The 15738-nt window shown below is 43.9% G+C and carries 10 protein-coding genes; 2 read left to right on the plus strand and 8 right to left on the minus strand.

Annotation, left to right across the window (positions count from 1 at the left end):
- Window positions 1-476: 476 nt before the first annotated feature.
- From ACF2G4_RS06590 to ACF2G4_RS06610, 5 genes are all read right to left on the minus strand, one after another.
- Window positions 477-2297 (minus strand): hypothetical protein, encoded by a 1821-nt coding sequence (locus ACF2G4_RS06590; RefSeq protein ID WP_409075723.1) that lies wholly within the window; start codon window positions 2295-2297, stop codon window positions 477-479.
- Window positions 2294-4813: an AAA family ATPase gene (locus tag ACF2G4_RS06595; protein ID WP_409075724.1), complete on the minus strand. Its 2520-nt coding sequence runs from the start codon at window positions 4811-4813 to the stop codon at window positions 2294-2296. Before ACF2G4_RS06595 ends, ACF2G4_RS06590 begins: the two co-directional genes overlap by 4 nt.
- Before the next feature lie 745 nt (window positions 4814-5558).
- Window positions 5559-6047, minus strand: coding sequence for a hypothetical protein (locus tag ACF2G4_RS06600; RefSeq protein WP_409075725.1), 489 nt, complete (start codon window positions 6045-6047; stop codon window positions 5559-5561).
- A 1332-nt stretch (window positions 6048-7379) separates the two neighbouring features.
- Window positions 7380-7664 carry a hypothetical protein gene (locus ACF2G4_RS06605; protein WP_409075726.1) on the minus strand — a complete coding sequence of 95 codons (285 nt, stop codon included), beginning with the start codon at window positions 7662-7664 and terminating at the stop codon, window positions 7380-7382.
- A gap of 150 nt (window positions 7665-7814) precedes the next feature.
- Window positions 7815-9134, minus strand: coding sequence for a tyrosine-type recombinase/integrase (locus ACF2G4_RS06610; protein ID WP_409075727.1), 1320 nt, complete (start codon window positions 9132-9134; stop codon window positions 7815-7817).
- 330 nt (window positions 9135-9464) lie between these two features.
- On the opposite strand from ACF2G4_RS06610, the gene pyk reads away from it, so the two are divergent.
- Entirely contained in the window at window positions 9465-10907 is a 1443-nt protein-coding gene (pyk, locus tag ACF2G4_RS06615) for a pyruvate kinase (protein WP_215846607.1), read from the plus strand.
- Between the two features lie 86 nt (window positions 10908-10993).
- Entirely contained in the window at window positions 10994-12226 is a 1233-nt protein-coding gene (locus ACF2G4_RS06620; RefSeq protein ID WP_409075728.1) for an MFS transporter, read from the plus strand.
- Window positions 12227-12263: 37 nt separating this feature from the next.
- Here the strand turns inward: ACF2G4_RS06620 and lpxM are convergent, their stop codons facing one another.
- The 3 genes from lpxM to znuA form a co-directional block, all read right to left on the minus strand.
- Complete coding sequence (lpxM, locus tag ACF2G4_RS06625; RefSeq protein WP_409075729.1) at window positions 12264-13247, minus strand: lauroyl-Kdo(2)-lipid IV(A) myristoyltransferase; 984 nt, start codon at window positions 13245-13247, stop codon at window positions 12264-12266.
- A gap of 126 nt (window positions 13248-13373) precedes the next feature.
- Window positions 13374-14705, minus strand: coding sequence for a murein DD-endopeptidase MepM (gene mepM / locus ACF2G4_RS06630; protein ID WP_215846605.1), 1332 nt, complete (start codon window positions 14703-14705; stop codon window positions 13374-13376).
- A gap of 15 nt (window positions 14706-14720) precedes the next feature.
- Window positions 14721-15668 carry a zinc ABC transporter substrate-binding protein ZnuA gene (gene znuA, locus ACF2G4_RS06635; RefSeq protein WP_243077768.1) on the minus strand — a complete coding sequence of 316 codons (948 nt, stop codon included), beginning with the start codon at window positions 15666-15668 and terminating at the stop codon, window positions 14721-14723.
- Window positions 15669-15738 lie beyond the last annotated feature (70 nt).

The following is a 15738-nucleotide window of genomic DNA, read 5'->3' on the forward strand; positions in this document are numbered from 1 at the left end:
TATTAGATACCCTCTCAGAAATTTCTGTAGAATTTTCATTAAGGTCCATCCTCAGCCTCAAGCCAGTGGGATAACAGTAGGTTTATAACCAATAGCCCTACATAATAACTATGAAGGATGTATTCATTAGCAATATCCTTGGCTTACCTGACATCCCATTGCTATAACCTATCAATAGCAGATCTAAAGGCATCCTTTGAGGGACACCTTTAGGTTCTTACTTTATCGCTGGCTACTCTTTCCATGATAATTGAGTGATGAGCGGTAGGCTCACTTCGACACCATCAACATCCTTAGCAGCAAAGGTAATCAATTCTACGTAGGTACGCATTTTAATGGCACATACTTAGCTGGCTGACCACTCATTGACAGAAAAAAGCGTTGCAAACAACACAGTATGTTAATTATTGTAGAGAAGAATAATTGCTCCTCAAACCACTTGGGCGTAATTATTAGCAATAATCTCATCTAAATATTCAAGTTTTATAAATTTTATCCATGTGAATTATTAGGCTCTGTAAGTGTTCCTCTAGTAAATAAGTGTCTTCTGGAAAAAAGAAAATGCCAGTTGATTGCGGCAGTACCGGGTTATCTCCAGTGATACAATGCCTCTGAGAGACAGTCCTTAGTACCCTTCCTTTTTTTTGATGAGCAAAGAGAATAATTAACATATCAATCGGAGATATTTTTAAAAAGCCTTTATTGTCGATAGAATGTATGTTGAGTAAATATTTACTGGTAAGAGGCAAGATGTCGTAATCTTTTATAGTCTCTAGGTCTTTATATTTAGCATCAAGAATCAAATTTAAAGGTCTACCCCATTTTTTTGAATCTATTTTTAATATAAAGTCAGGGCAAAAATGATGCTTCCCAAAACCATTTCTTATTTTATTGCTGGTGTCAATAAAGTCACCAGTGCGACTATTTGAGCTTAAAGGATATATTTTTGCCTCATAAAAAAGCTCAATATTATACTCTTCATTAGAGTAAGAGAAATAATTATTAACGAAGCCGTTAGGCCGGTTCTTCTCTATGCCTCCAAATGGTAAGTCTTCAGAGTACTCACGGTAACCTTGCTGTACAAGATTAACATTGAATGTATTTAAAATTATTTTGTGGATAAGTATTAAGCTTGAGATTTCATAAATTATTGATAGGTTTTTAAGGCCTAATAAAATATTATTACCATCTAACTTTGGCGCATTTGATCTATAACAGCTTTCAACAAGACTAAAAGCTTCACGATAATGTGAATTCTTAGCAACATATGATGTTAATCTCGGCAAGGTTAATTTATTCGTTTTTGAAGGGATAGTTTTACTGTAACTATGCTTAACCATTTTAATACGAAAAATTAACCCTTCTATATCTTTGATTTTTATATTTATTGCCATATCAGAAAATCTTGTCATGGTATGATCAAATCTGATAAATTCAGAATAAGGATGAGTTCCTTTTGATTCTATCTTATCTTTATACATTCCAATCAAATAAATAAGGAAATTTTCCGCATGTGCAAAGAAGTGATTTATGACTCTATTTTCAAACAAATCATAATCTTTAACACTTACCTCTTTGGGAAGCCTTTCAAAAAAATATCCTCTATTATTAAAAGACACGTTTACATTTTCATGCGTTGCAGCAGAGAGCTTATCTAAATTTGATAAAGCCCAATAGATAGAATCAGGACCAGTTGGATTACCTTGAAGAGCTAGAACAAGCTCATTTTTTAATGAATGCTTATTTTCTTTAGAAAAGCTAGGCAATGATCTTTCAAAGAATAAAATCGCTTTTTGTATTATATCTAACTTATTGAAGTGGTGATTTTCATCACCATCCAGTTTGGAGCCAGCTTTGCTCCTAGAAAAGCAAATTGCTACTGCATCTTCCATATTCTCAGTGAGAAAACCTAACATTTTTTCAGCTAAGATCGCATTTTCTTTTCTTGCCAAAATGTCAAATCTTACGCTCTTAAACGATACGCGTTTCTTTTCAAAAGATAAAAAAACTTCGGTTTCACCAAAGAAATTATAAAAGTATTTTGATTGCCATGAAGATAAAGGCTCCTTCGATATATAGATGTAATCACCACTTTCATTATTACCATCGTATACCACTGCTACAGGAATATCACCTATAACTATAAAAGGAGCTCCTAAGATAGTGAAGTCAGCCTGTTCTAGGATTATCACAAATGATAAGCTATCAATCTCCCTTACCTCAACTTTATTACAAGCTATAAGATCTAAGCTTCCTGACTCATCTAATTCATTTATATAAGCTCGCCATTCAATCATAAGTTATATCCATAAGCATACATATTCTGATTTCCTACAGCTAGAATGCGCTTTAATGTTTTTATGGATTTATCCATTTCTTGAGGGAGCGAAGTTAAGAGATTATCAAGTCTTTTACCAAAACCTTGTCCATAACCATTAAGTAAAGGAATAATATGTTGGCAAATCGCATAATCCAATGCCAAATAACGGCTTTCTGTGGACATTAAGGGGCCAGCTACATTATAGAAGGAGCGAATGGCCTTAATCTTTCTATAGGAAGCAATTATGGGCGAACCGAATTCTACCCTATCCTCTCTCAGTAAATGAACAATAGACTGAAGCGTTTTCTCAATATCCTGTGGTAACTCTAAACTATCTGCTTTGAATATTTCAATTAGTTCCTTTCCACCCACGGTTTCAGCTTTCAGATCGAATATTTTGTCATCGCCAATTACACTCAAGTCGTAGTCAGAGTCGAAGTTATCAAAATTAATTATAGCAGCTCGGTCAATCAATCGAGGGGTTAAAGATTGGACAGACTCATCTTGATTAATTGTACCAATAAATCGAAGATATTCAGGAACTTTTAAATAAGGTTTTTCTGGATTTCCCGTGGCTAAAATTCTTTTTGATTCAGGATCTGACATTTCTAGAAATGGACTGAAGTAATGTTCAGGTTGTGAAAGGTTAAACTCGTCCAACAAAACAATTGCCGCGGCAGGCTCTTCAACCTTTGTTAACTCATCATCTAAATGCGATATTAACTCATATAACCCAGTTGCAGCGGGAGAGAATGATTGAGATAATGCATTATAAAAACCCAAAATATCTCTTGAAGAAGTCCATCCTCGAGCAATGGGTATATTCAAAAATCTATTTTTTAGACCCAATGAGTTTCCAATCATTTTTGCCAGTGAAGTTTTACCTGTGCCCGGCAAACCACTGAATAGGGTAAATTGGCTTTGTGAAATAGTTGTCAGAATGTTTGCTGCTGTAATGTAATCTGTTTTTCTTCCTTGCGTATTTAATGATTCTAATACATTATCAATTATTTCTTCTCGAATATCTTCAACCTTATTAGAAATGAATATCTTGTTTTGACCTGCATTATAATCTAGCGTTTTAACTTGCGCGTTTGGTCTTAGTCCACATAAAGCATCAACTTCAGGCTTGAGCTTAATGAGCTTGCTAATGAGCATTTCATTGCTTTCTCTTAGCCTGGCTGCTACTTCATTTACTTGTTCGTTCATTTCCTTACTTTTATCTCTGGCCCTATCTCTTGCATCCTCATGATTTTTGATTTCAACTTCAAGATTTTCATATTTCTTCAAGGCTTTATGTTTTATTTCAAGCGCTTTAATTTCATTGATTAGAACATCCAGTTTTTCTTTCTCATATAGAGTTTGCGATTCAATTTTCTTTCTCTGCTCGTCAGTTGCTCCAGCGAGATTAGAACCATTAAGCGCATCCAAGTCATTTATTTCTTTAGTTCTCTTCCTTATATCAGACTCTAAGCTCTCTTTTTTGGATTTGAGCTCTTCTATTATATTTTTTAATTCTACATTGTCCTTTTCAAGCTGCTCCAGAAAGACAACTCTTTCCTTTTTGAAAAAGTCCTCTTTATTTTCTGAAATATAATCACTAATTATTTCCTTCCCTTTATCTGTCGACAAAAAACTCTGTATTAAATCTGCTCTAGTTTCGTCCCAAGCGCTTGCTTTTTCTAAGCATTGAAAAAGCCTAATGAATCTTTGTGGGAACGCTCTATATTCTTTATGCGATGAATAATGCTTTCTTATTTGAGCTATAGTGCCTTTTGTAAAACTTCTAATATCTGAACTTTGTGCGATCTTATTGCCGTATGTTGAAATTATTTGATCATCTGTAATGAAGTCAATCTCTTCATCTGCACTTTCAATACATTTTTTAATATTAGAAATGAAGCGAATTTCGTTAGATTTTTTTGATGATAAATAGGCCATACATTTATGCATCGGGATCTTTGCTATATGGTATTGCGGTATCTTACTAAGGGGGGTAGTAATCGAGGTTAAGCTTAATGTTGTTTTGTTTGTTTTCTCATCATACATTTCTGTGAAGTCAAATGGTCCGTAAAGGTATTCATCTTTTTCTAGCATTATAGTTTTAGTTGAAGGAGATTGATTAACAATAATATTAGAGTCATCTGGTAATGGTATTTCATTATTAAATATTTGACAAACCTGCAAACCTTTTATTTCTTCACAAGAATTTGCCCTAGTTACATACTTACAATTACCGTCCTTTTGTTCAAAACTAGTTGGTATGCATATAGCTTCAAATAATTCCTCATTAAATTTATTCTTTATTTCTGTATATCCGCTTGTTACAAAAACCTGCTCAGTCTCACAAAAAAACTCTCCTGAATTGATGGGTATTATTTCTCCAGAATCTAAAACCTCGAAGTAAGCTCTTAGTTTACCGATCTGTTCTTCTCTTTCATTGGTATATCCTTTTTCAGTAGTACATAAAACTCTTCTTTCATTGATAATCATGTGATTTTATTCCCTGCTCTTTTGTTGGTGGTCATACATTACTTTTCATGATCTACATTTGCTCGCAAAACTCAATAAAATTATTTATTTTTTATCCTTAAATCCTATTGACATCAAAAAAATGGCGCAAATTCCGAGCCCGCAGTTTTTGAGTATCATGCTAACTGTGCATTTTTTGCGATTTAACTAGCAGCCTTGATACTTCCGCTTAGGCCGATGAAAGATATTGATAATAGCCAATGAGTATATCTGGTGTTTGCTAACGCTAAGCTCACGCCTTTAAGAAACTATTAACTTTGCTTTTACTGAAGCTAAGGACATTTGATTAGTCCGCTTTCTATTGTTCACGACAGCTTTTAATTTGTAGTGTAACCATTACTCCATGACAGGCTTTATCTTCAAACGGTAAGTCTGCTTTTCGCTCATAGCCGCTAACAAACGTCATAGATGCTGATGACACTGATCAGGTAATTTGCGAGCAGATAATCAACTAAAAGACGAAAGAAAGGCCGTTTGAAATTAAATATATAAAATTTTGTAAAATTAAAGCATAGGGCGCTATAGGCATCGCTGAACGCGTAACAGACACCGCTTAGCCTAAGTTAATGGAGCGGCCTTAATGACCATTCAGGTCAATGCCCAACAGGCCTAAAAATCTCCGTGTAGGGATAATTAGGAAACCTGACGTCTTGTCGACTGGACCGTGGCTCAATCTTCCTACACCTGATAAATAATAGTTACATACTTACAGGCCTTTACGCCCTAAGCGCCTCAGAGCCGTGCTACGGTCCTCTTTTTCAGTTGCATCCGAACGGTACTCTAAACGCGCCCTGTGCCTCTCAGCGAATTCAGCGGACACCCTGAGGGCCTCTGCGGTATTACCTTTTGCAGCTTCAAAGGTCATGACCTGGATAGTATTGAGTGAATCCTCAAGAATGTTAAGGACTTCCAAGCCCAACTGAAGGTCGTAGCTCATAGCTATTGCGCCAGCGGTCTTGTAATCCAGCATGTAGGTTTTAACCTCACGCTTACCGAAGCCAGTAAGCTGAATATCCTTACTTTCCATTTTCGAAAGTAAAGACTCGTCAAATGACTTCTCCAGTTTCCTTATAACATGGCCTTTCTGCTTACCAAGACCACGGGCTAACTCACCGATTTCAATGAGTCCCTCACCGTCTGTCATGGCTCTGTTAAGGTACGCGATTTGGTTTGCAGATAATTTATTAATAATCATGAAATCGGCATTCCTTATGGTTACGCCCTCATGTCACACCCACTACCAGCCAACCAGACCCACGACGAGGGAACTGATAGCGGCATGAAGGCGTATACATAAAGACTGATTTGATGGTGATGATGATTAGCCGTGTGAAGGCTTTAGATGATACTTAGAGGGACCATTGAGGTCTCGCTTGTTGGTATCAAAAAGGATTCCCGCCTGTTAGACACAGAGGCCATGCAGAAGGCTTGCTGTTACAGAGGCGGGAGGAACCTGAGACACTAATAAGGAGATGTTGATGGTCAGACATTATGCATCGAGCAAGGCCCTCACTAGTAGAGAATGGCAGTGCGTGAAGGGACCAGAAAGGACCTTGCTCAATGGTAACGGTGGGAGAGGCGTTGCGATGTTCCCTATAGTGGGTCTCATGGTTCTCTTCCTTTAGTGAGTCGCATGGATTTCTGAAGAGAAATTCTGAAGGTTATAGGCTACAACAGGACAACCTAAAGGCAGTCATCAAGACCCTTTGATTAATAAGGATTCTTCTTGATGATTATCTTCAGGTCCTAAAGTTGTCCTTTAGGATGGAGATTATTTATTAACAATAATATCTCCTAACTCAGGGTCATCTATGGGTCCTCAAAGCCCCTAATTGATAACATTAAGGTACTACTCTGAGTTTCCGCCCTGTGAGCTTACGTCTTTAAACGCACGTACTCGTAATCAATTCACTCACCCAGCACTGTTATCGCAATTTCTAGCGCCACTAAAGAAGGACGTCATTAATCAGCTTGCTGCACTGAAAGCCCGTGTGGTGTCTACTGTTACCCGCCCTGAAAGGTACGGTGAGTTACGTGTTAATGGGATGTTCGTTAAGGCTGCTCTAGGTAAAAGCATGGCGCGTGTCGAGGTGGTTTCCAATCGGTCCTCAGTGGCTACAGCATTACGAACACGGTAAATTAGATTGAGATAAAGATAAATTATGGGTATCTCCCTTTAGTGAGTCGCATGAGATTCTTGTTGACATTCCCTGTAGATTCACCACGTTGAAACACCACTGACCCCAAAAGCTGGCATCAGGTGAGTTCTATATTCATCGTCATAATCTTTTTGGCTTAGAGGATAACCTTGGTCGCATATTAGAGCATCAATTCGCTTGGCGGCCTCAATGCCCTTCACTAAGGCGTCATACGTAATAGCTCTAAACTGCTCTGAATGAACCCCTAAGGCCTCCCTAGTTAACTCATCACCACTCTTGGTATGAGATAGTGAGTGTTCAAATAAAGATTCGTAAGCGTCCCCATGAGCAATTGAGTCCCTCACGATAAATCAACTCCTAAGAAACTGCTAATCCCGTTGCCCCGTAATATTTGGCATGCTGCATAATTTAAGGGGCTCTTTATGAAATTCAGGACGTGCTAATTTATCCTTTTTCACATAGCTTGGGTCAGCTTGCTTCCTGTAGAAAATAAACATAGCTTCCACGGCGAAGGTCAAGAATATAAATCCGGTATAGCAGTGATGCTTCTTTTCCCAACCCTCTTCAGCCCTCAGAGCAAGCTCCTGTGAGGTTTCGGCGATAACCATGCACTCGTAGGACGGCTTGTTTTCCTTGCTGATATTTATTTTCATTCTATTTCCTCATAGCTTCCGGCGTGTCACTCTTCACGATGTCATATTGACCGGTCTTGATAGTGCTATAGACACCCTCTGTGTCCTTAGCCCTCAACTCACCCATGCGCAGGCATCGTGCTTCATTTCGTTACTTCATCGTAATGGACTCTAAGCAATACCAAAAGTCTTCCGTAGCGCTTCAGCCATCACATTTACGCTTCGAGCCTTGCCGTATAAACCGTAGGTAATCGAAGAGTTGGTGTGTCCTGTGATGTCCTGAGCGGTGCTCTCTGCAACCTCAGCCTGCTTCATCAGGGTAGCCATCGTGTGGCGCAATGAATGCAATACAAGGTTCTTATCGCGGTCTGGCAATGCGTTAGGTAGCACCTTTTCGTTGAACCATTTAGACGCAATATCACGGGACATACCGAAAACCAGACTGTTGTCATCAGGTAGCGCATTGACCCACTCAGAGAACTCATTGAGGTTGAAGCCGTAAGCACCATCAATCAGAGGGACTACGCGAGCACTTCCCTTGTTCTTTAAGGTCTTGCCGTTTCGCTCATTGATGTCGATACACAGATGCCCCGCTTCATTAACTACATCAGCTTTGGTCAATTGAGTAAGCTCACCGCACCTTGCCCCTGTGATGACAGCAAGCATCCCAAACAGGCGCTTATGGGGTTCCCGCTCATCAGTAACAGTGTTGACCACTTTAGCTAATTCATTTTCAGTGAACGCTCTACGTGAACTCACTACTCCTTTTACCTTCAGGCCCTTGGTGTAATCCTTTTCGATGTGTCCGTTCTGGACCGCCCAATTCATAACAGCCGATAACTTAGCCATCATCTTATTGACCGTTGAGTCAGCCAAACTGGAATCACGCATAGCATCTCGTAAGGTTACTACCTGTGCTCTCGTATGTGTCCTCCAGTCGATGCCTTTAGCGTACCGCTTGAGAGTCTTATGAGCAGACTGAATGTCACGTTGCGAACCCGGCAGCAGATTGACGGAGTGTTCAGCAATATAAATAGATGACAGCTCATCGAACTCAAGAGGTCTCACCTCAGGCTCCAGACGCTTCCTCGTTAATTCTGACGGATGACTACCCTGCACCTTCTTCAGAATCGTCGTAGAGTCGCCATTATGGACAACATTAGTAGCCTCAAACCCTTTGAGAATATCCAGCAGAGGCCCAGCGTCTCCCTCATTCACCCGCTTTTGTGCCGCATCGATGACCTTAAGGGATGCCGCCAAGTGATGATGTTGTTCAATCGACAATGAATGCTTAGCCGCTATCTCACGAAGATTAGCTTTAGCGTCATGTAGATGTGATACCTCTACGCCATCCCAATAATCATCTGAGGCATCAGCGAGTAAACTCTCAGCCATATCTTTGAGATGCTCTCTAAGCTCCTCAGTGGTCGCCTCAGGGTTATCCAAGAGAAACGCCTTGGCTGTGGCTGCAAGTTCGTTGAGATGGGTCATAGCGAGGCTCCTGCTTGTTGTCCTTAGTCCGATACTTATTATTGGTGTGGTACTTCCTACTTTACGGAGGCGCACAGTGTAACGGCCTGACCCCTTGCGTCTAATCAAATAAGGTTTCGCTAAGATAGACAAGGTGATGACTTCAGGCACTTGTATCAGTATTGTATCAGCGAAGCGTGTCATTTCTGTTCTCCTTTAAGCAAGGAACAGATAGGGACCGACAGGCTCGAATGAATAATAATGACTTCTGTGTGAGTATGTATGCACATAATGGGCCTTAAAGTGAATAAAGAGTGTTTCACTTCAGGCTGTTAACCTAAGGAACCTACAATGTCTCGACGTCTCAGAAGAACCAAGATCGTAACAACCCTCGGCCCAGCGACTGATCGCGATAATAACCTCGAAAAAATCATTGCTGCTGGCGCAAACGTTGTGCGACTCAACTTCTCCCACGGCACGCCAGAAGATCACCAAATGCGCGCCGATAAAGTGCGTGAAATTGCCGCCAAATTGGGTCGCCATGTGGCCATTCTGGGCGACCTGCAAGGCCCGAAAATTCGCGTATCTACCTTCAAAGAAGGCAAAGTTTTCCTGAACATTGGCGATCGCTTCTTGCTTGACGCTAATCTGAGCAAAGGCGAAGGCGATAAAGAGCGTGTTGGCATCGACTATAAAGGCTTGCCTGCCGACGTGGTGCCTGGCGATATCCTGCTGCTTGATGATGGTCGTGTGCAGTTGAAAGTCCTCGAAGTTCAGGACATGAAAGTGTTTACCGAAGTCACGGTTGGCGGCCCACTGTCCAACAATAAAGGCATTAATAAGCTGGGCGGCGGTCTGTCAGCAGAAGCGCTGACCGAGAAAGACAAAGCAGACATTATTACTGCAGCAAAAATTAACGTCGATTACCTCGCCGTGTCGTTCCCTCGCAGTGGTGAAGACATGAACTACGCGCGCCGTCTGGCACGCGATGCGGGCTGTGAAGCGAAGCTGGTGGCTAAAGTTGAGCGAGCTGAAGCCGTAGCAAGCCAGGAAGCGATGGATGATATCATTTTGGCGTCTGACGTCGTGATGGTTGCGCGTGGCGACCTCGGTGTGGAGATCGGCGATCCAGAACTGGTCGGTATTCAAAAAGCCTTGATTCGCCGTGCTCGTCAGCTGAACCGTACCATCATCACCGCAACTCAGATGATGGAATCGATGATCACCAATCCAATGCCGACTCGCGCAGAAGTCATGGACGTTGCCAATGCCGTATTGGATGGAACGGATGCAGTGATGCTTTCAGCAGAAACCGCGGCTGGGCAGTATCCAGCTGAAACCGTTTCTGCAATGGCAAAAGTCTGCTTAGGCGCAGAAAAAATCCCCAGCGTTAACGTTTCTAAACACCGTTTAGAAGTGCAGTTTGACAACATTGAAGAAGCGATTGCCATGTCTTCAATGTACGCAGCAAACCATCTGCAAGGTGTAACCGCTATTATCACCATGACCGAATCGGGCCGTACGCCATTAATGACATCACGTATTACTTCTGGCCTGCCGATCTTTGCCATGTCACGTCACGAGCGTACGTTGAATCTGACCGCGCTTTATCGTGGTGTCACGCCGGTGTTTTTCGACAGCAACAATGACGGCGTTGCTGCTGCGCATGATGCGGTAAACCTGCTGCGCGACAAGGGCTTCCTTGTTTCAGGCGATTTGGTGATTGTGACTCAAGGCGATGTGATGAGCACCACCGGCACCACCAATACCAGTCGTATTCTGCGCGTGGATTAATTTCACGCACCTGACAGCGGCTTTAGTATGATGGACAACGCGACTGCCTGGCAGTCGCGTTTTTATTTTTCTGACAAGGAGGCCAGATGGCCCGCTTTAAACCCATCAGCCAATTGAGCGGACGCATATTGCTGTTTCCGTTGGCGTTGGTTCTGTTTGAATTTGCCACCTATATTGCGCATGACATGATTCAGCCCGGCATGCTGATCGTGACAAACGAATTCAACGTCGGCCCAGAATGGGTTTCTACTTCATTAACAGCCTATTTAATGGGCGGCGTCGTGCTGCAATGGCTGCTGGGACCGCTGTCAGACAAGTTTGGCCGTCGTCCCGTCATGTTATTTGGCATTCTGTTTTTTGCTGCTACCTGTATTTTAACTACTTGGGTCGACAATATTACGCAATTCGTTAGCCTGCGCTTTGTGCAGGGTATTAGCCTTTGCTTCATTGGCGCGGTGGGCTATGCCGCCATTCAGGAAGCATTTGATGAGGCGTTAGCGGTGCGCATGATGGCGCTGATGGCTAATGTCGCGCTGCTTGCGCCACTGGCGGGTCCTTTAGCCGGAGCCGCATGGTTAACGGTTGGCAGCTGGCGCAGCATGTTTTGGCTGTTTGCAGCCTGCAGCATTCTGGCTTTTGTGGTGTTGTGGCGTGTTATGCCAGAAACCGCAGGCGATCGCAGCCACTCCGTGGCGTTGCCTAATCTGGCCCGCAGCTATGCGCGGCTGGCGAAAGATCGTCAGGTGATGTATGGCTCGTTTGCTATTGGATTAGTGTTTATTCCGATCCTAACGTGGGTTGCCTTGTCACCGGTGATTTTAATGCACGATGAAGGCTTATCGCGTATGCAATACGCATTGCTGCAACTGCCTGTTTTCCTGGCAATGATTGCGGGAAACCTGACGCTGAGCAAGCTGGCAGGACGTGTGCCTATCGAGCAACCGGTAAAATTTGCCGCCTGGCCGATTCTTATTGGATTGAGCATCGCTTTACTGGCAAGCCTGCTAAACAGCCACAGCTATTTGTTCCTGACCGCTGGTCTGAGCCTATATGCATTTGGTGCAGGCATGGTTAACGCGGGTTTGTATCGCTTAACGCTTTACGCCAGCAGCGAGGGCAAAGGCAGCGTGGCAGCAATGCTTGGAATGATCAGCATCATGACGCTGGCTATCGGCATTGAGCTGGCGAAAAGTGGCTATTTCAGCGGCGGCACGCCTTGGTTTAGCCTGATCAATTTTATTAGCGGTGTGCTGTGGTTTGGATTAGTCACGCTGTTTCTGCGAGAACGTAAAAAACGTGCTCAGGTGACTTCTCTATAAGCTTCTTGAGAGGAAGGCCGCAACAGCGGCCTTTTTGTTACTTACGAGGATGACGAGGATAAAGCTCATCGCGCTGGTAAGGTTCAATATCGCCCTCTTTGCGCGTTTTAAGCAGCTTCAAAATCCACGTATATTGTTCTGGATGCGGTCGAACGAATACTTCGACTTCTTCATTCATCTGGCGCGCCAGATGGTAGTCATCTGCGTCGAGTAAATCATCCATTGGCGGGCGTACATAGATTTCCAGTTTATGGGTCTTTTCGTTATAAACCGGGAACAGCGGCACCACGCGTGCCCGACACACTTTCATCAGGCGGCCAACGGCCGGTAACGTCGCTTTATAGGTGCCAAAAAAGTCGACAAACTCGCTGTGCTCAGCGCCGTGATCCTGATCGGGAAGATAATAGCCCCAATAGCCCTGACGCACCGAACCGATAAAAGGTTTAATGCCGTCATTGCGTGCATGCAGACGACCACCAAAGCGACGACGCACACTGTTCCAGACGTAATCCAGCAAAGGATCACTTTGATTGTGGAACATGGCTGCCATCGGTTGGCCTTCTGAAGCCAGCAGCATCGCAGGAATGTCCACCGCCCAACCGTGTGGTACGAGTAAAATCACATTCTGCTTTTCAGCCTGCATCTGGTCGATAATTTCACGACCATGCCATTCAACCTGCTGATGAACACGTCCCGGGCCACGTATGGCGAGCTCTGCCATCATGGCCATGGATTGAGGCGCAGTGGCAAACATGCGATCAACAATTTCAGCGCGCTGTTCTTCACTCAATTCTGGAAAGCAGTAATAGAGATTGATCAAGGCACGGCGCCGCGCGCCTTTAGCAAATTTACCCGTGAACCGCCCTAATTTACCCAGGATAGGATCGCGCACTTTGGCAGGTAACATCGCCATACCCGCTAAGGCACCAATCCCCAGCCAATTGCCCCAGTATTTAGGTTTGAGAAATGAACGTTCAAAAACGGGAATAAACTCAATGTTATTTTTTTTACGGGTTTCCATGCACTCGCCTCAATCAATGACCGGCTAATGATAGTGGCGACGTGCAAATTTGCAATCATCCCGCACCAGATATGAAAAAACCGACGGAATAACCGTCGGTTTTTCGCATTCCTGCTCAAAAAACGCTTACTTAAGTCCCAACTGAGGCTGCCAGGATTTTACCTGAGCCATGTACTGGGTGCGCTCTTTGCCGGTCAATCCTTCCATACGCGGCAGTTTCGCCGTCAGAGGATTTACCGCCTGGTTGTTGATCCAGATTTCGAAATGCAGGTGTGGACCGGTTGAGCGTCCCGTGTTACCTGACAAACCAATACGGTCGCCACGCTTCACTTTTTGCCCTGGTTTCACCAACACTTTCTTCATGTGCATGTAGCGCGTCATATACTGACGACCATGACGAATCGCCACATAGTTACCTGCTGCACCACCGTTCTTCGCGACAACAATTTCACCATCGCCTACCGCCAGCACTGGCGTACCGATTGGCAGGGCAAAATCGACACCTTTATGCGGTGCGACGCGCCCCGTGACCGGATTCAAACGACGTGGGTTGAAGTTCGATGAAACGCGATACTGTTTAACGGTTGGGAAACGCATAAACCCACGAGCAAGGCCCGATGCATTACGATCATAAAACTTGCCGTCTTCTGCACGGAAAGCGTAATAATCTTTACCACCCGAGCGCAAACGCACGCCCAACAGCTGACTTTGCGCACTTTTGCCATCCAGCATTTCACGCGACATCAATACGCTGAACTGATCGCCTGCACGCAGTTTGCGGAAATCCATTTGCCATTGCAGTGCTTTAATTACGGCGCTGGTTTCGCTGCTGCTTAAGCCAGCACGCTGTGCGCTGGCGGCAAAGCTACCCCGCACTTCACCTTGCAATACGTTGTTTCGCCATTCGCCCTTCTGCATTTCAGACTGCATCTTAAAGCCACCTGTATCGGTAAGCTCATAGGTGCGGGTTTCACGACGAGAAATTTCCCAAGACAACGTTTTCAGGCTGCCATCATCGGCCAGCGTCCAGCTAAGTTGCTGGCCCACTTGTAAATTTCGCAGATCGCTATCGCTGCTCACCAATGCGTTGATATTACTAATATCGATTCCGTATTGATTAAGGGCACTACTCAATGTATCGCCAGAAGAAACGGTGTATTCGTGGACACCGCTGGTTTCAGGGACATCTTTATCGATGTCGTCCGCTGGCAATTCATCATCCGGTTCTGGTGTGCTTTGATCAATCGGCTCACTGGCTTCCGGTAACAACGTGCGAAGCTCGTTTTTGTCCAACTCAATGGTTCGAACAATCGGCATCACATCATCGGTAGGATGGTAGACATAAGGCCGCCACACGGCGACGGCCAATGTCACAACAGTTAATGAACCCAGCATTACGCGGTGGGGGCGCGGCAAATTATTAAATGCGAGGGCGACAGAGCGGGCTAACTGCTGCACTTTTTACCTTTTCCTCTAAGCTCCTTTCAGGCAGGTCTCATACTGGCTTGACAGCTGTAAGAGAAATTTCATATAGCTGTCTTTTGATAAGCTGATGTCTGTGCCTAATGGGTCGAGTGTGCCTTTACGCACCTGCGTTCCCCGGGCAACAGCATCGATGACTGCCGGCCTGAATTGTGGCTCAGCAAAGACGCAAACGGCCTTTTGCTCAACCAACTGTGTTCGTATTTGATGTAAACGCTGTGCGCCCGGTTGGATCTCAGGATTTACGGTAAAATGCCCAGTGGGCGAAAGTCCGTAGTGTTTCTCAAAGTAAGTGTAAGCGTCGTGAAAGACGTAATACCCTTGGTTCCTGACCGGTGCGAGTTGCGCGCCAATGCGTTTGTCCGTATCCGCCAATTCTGTCTCAAACTGCTGCAGGTTGGCGTCAAGTTTGGCTTTATCTTGCGGCATAAGTTCCAATAATTTTCCATGGATTGCAACCGCGGTTTTCCTTGCTATCTCTGGGGACATCCACACGTGCATATTATATTGTCCGTGATCATGATGATGGTGAGACGAGTCTTGATCTTCAGATTTATTTTGTTCGTGGTGCTCATCTTCATCATCACCGCTAATCAATAACGCACTAACTCCTTGTATATCGACAATTTCGAGATTTTTTTTAGCGGGTAATTCCGCCGCTGATTTGCTCATAAACGCTTCCATGTCAGGGCCGACCCAAACCACTAAGTCCGCGTTTTTTAAGCGTTTTGCATCAGAGGGGCGTAAAGCATAATCGTGTTCTGATGCGCCATCTGGCAGCAAAACATCAACGGGCGTCACACCTTCGGCAATGGCCGCGGCAATAAACCCCACAGGCTTGATTGAGGCAACGATATTAGCGTGTGCAGGAAGCGACATTGCAGCCGCTAAGGAGAAGGCAGAAAAGGCGAAGAAGCGACCCTTTTTTTTATGTAACATAATGCGACTTTCCATCGTGAGTAAGTGATGGGATGTGATATTATAACATTCTAAATTGTGTGCAACCTGT

Source organism: Pantoea phytostimulans (assembly GCF_046118715.1).
Classification (GTDB): Bacteria; Pseudomonadota; Gammaproteobacteria; order Enterobacterales; family Enterobacteriaceae; genus Pantoea; species Pantoea phytostimulans.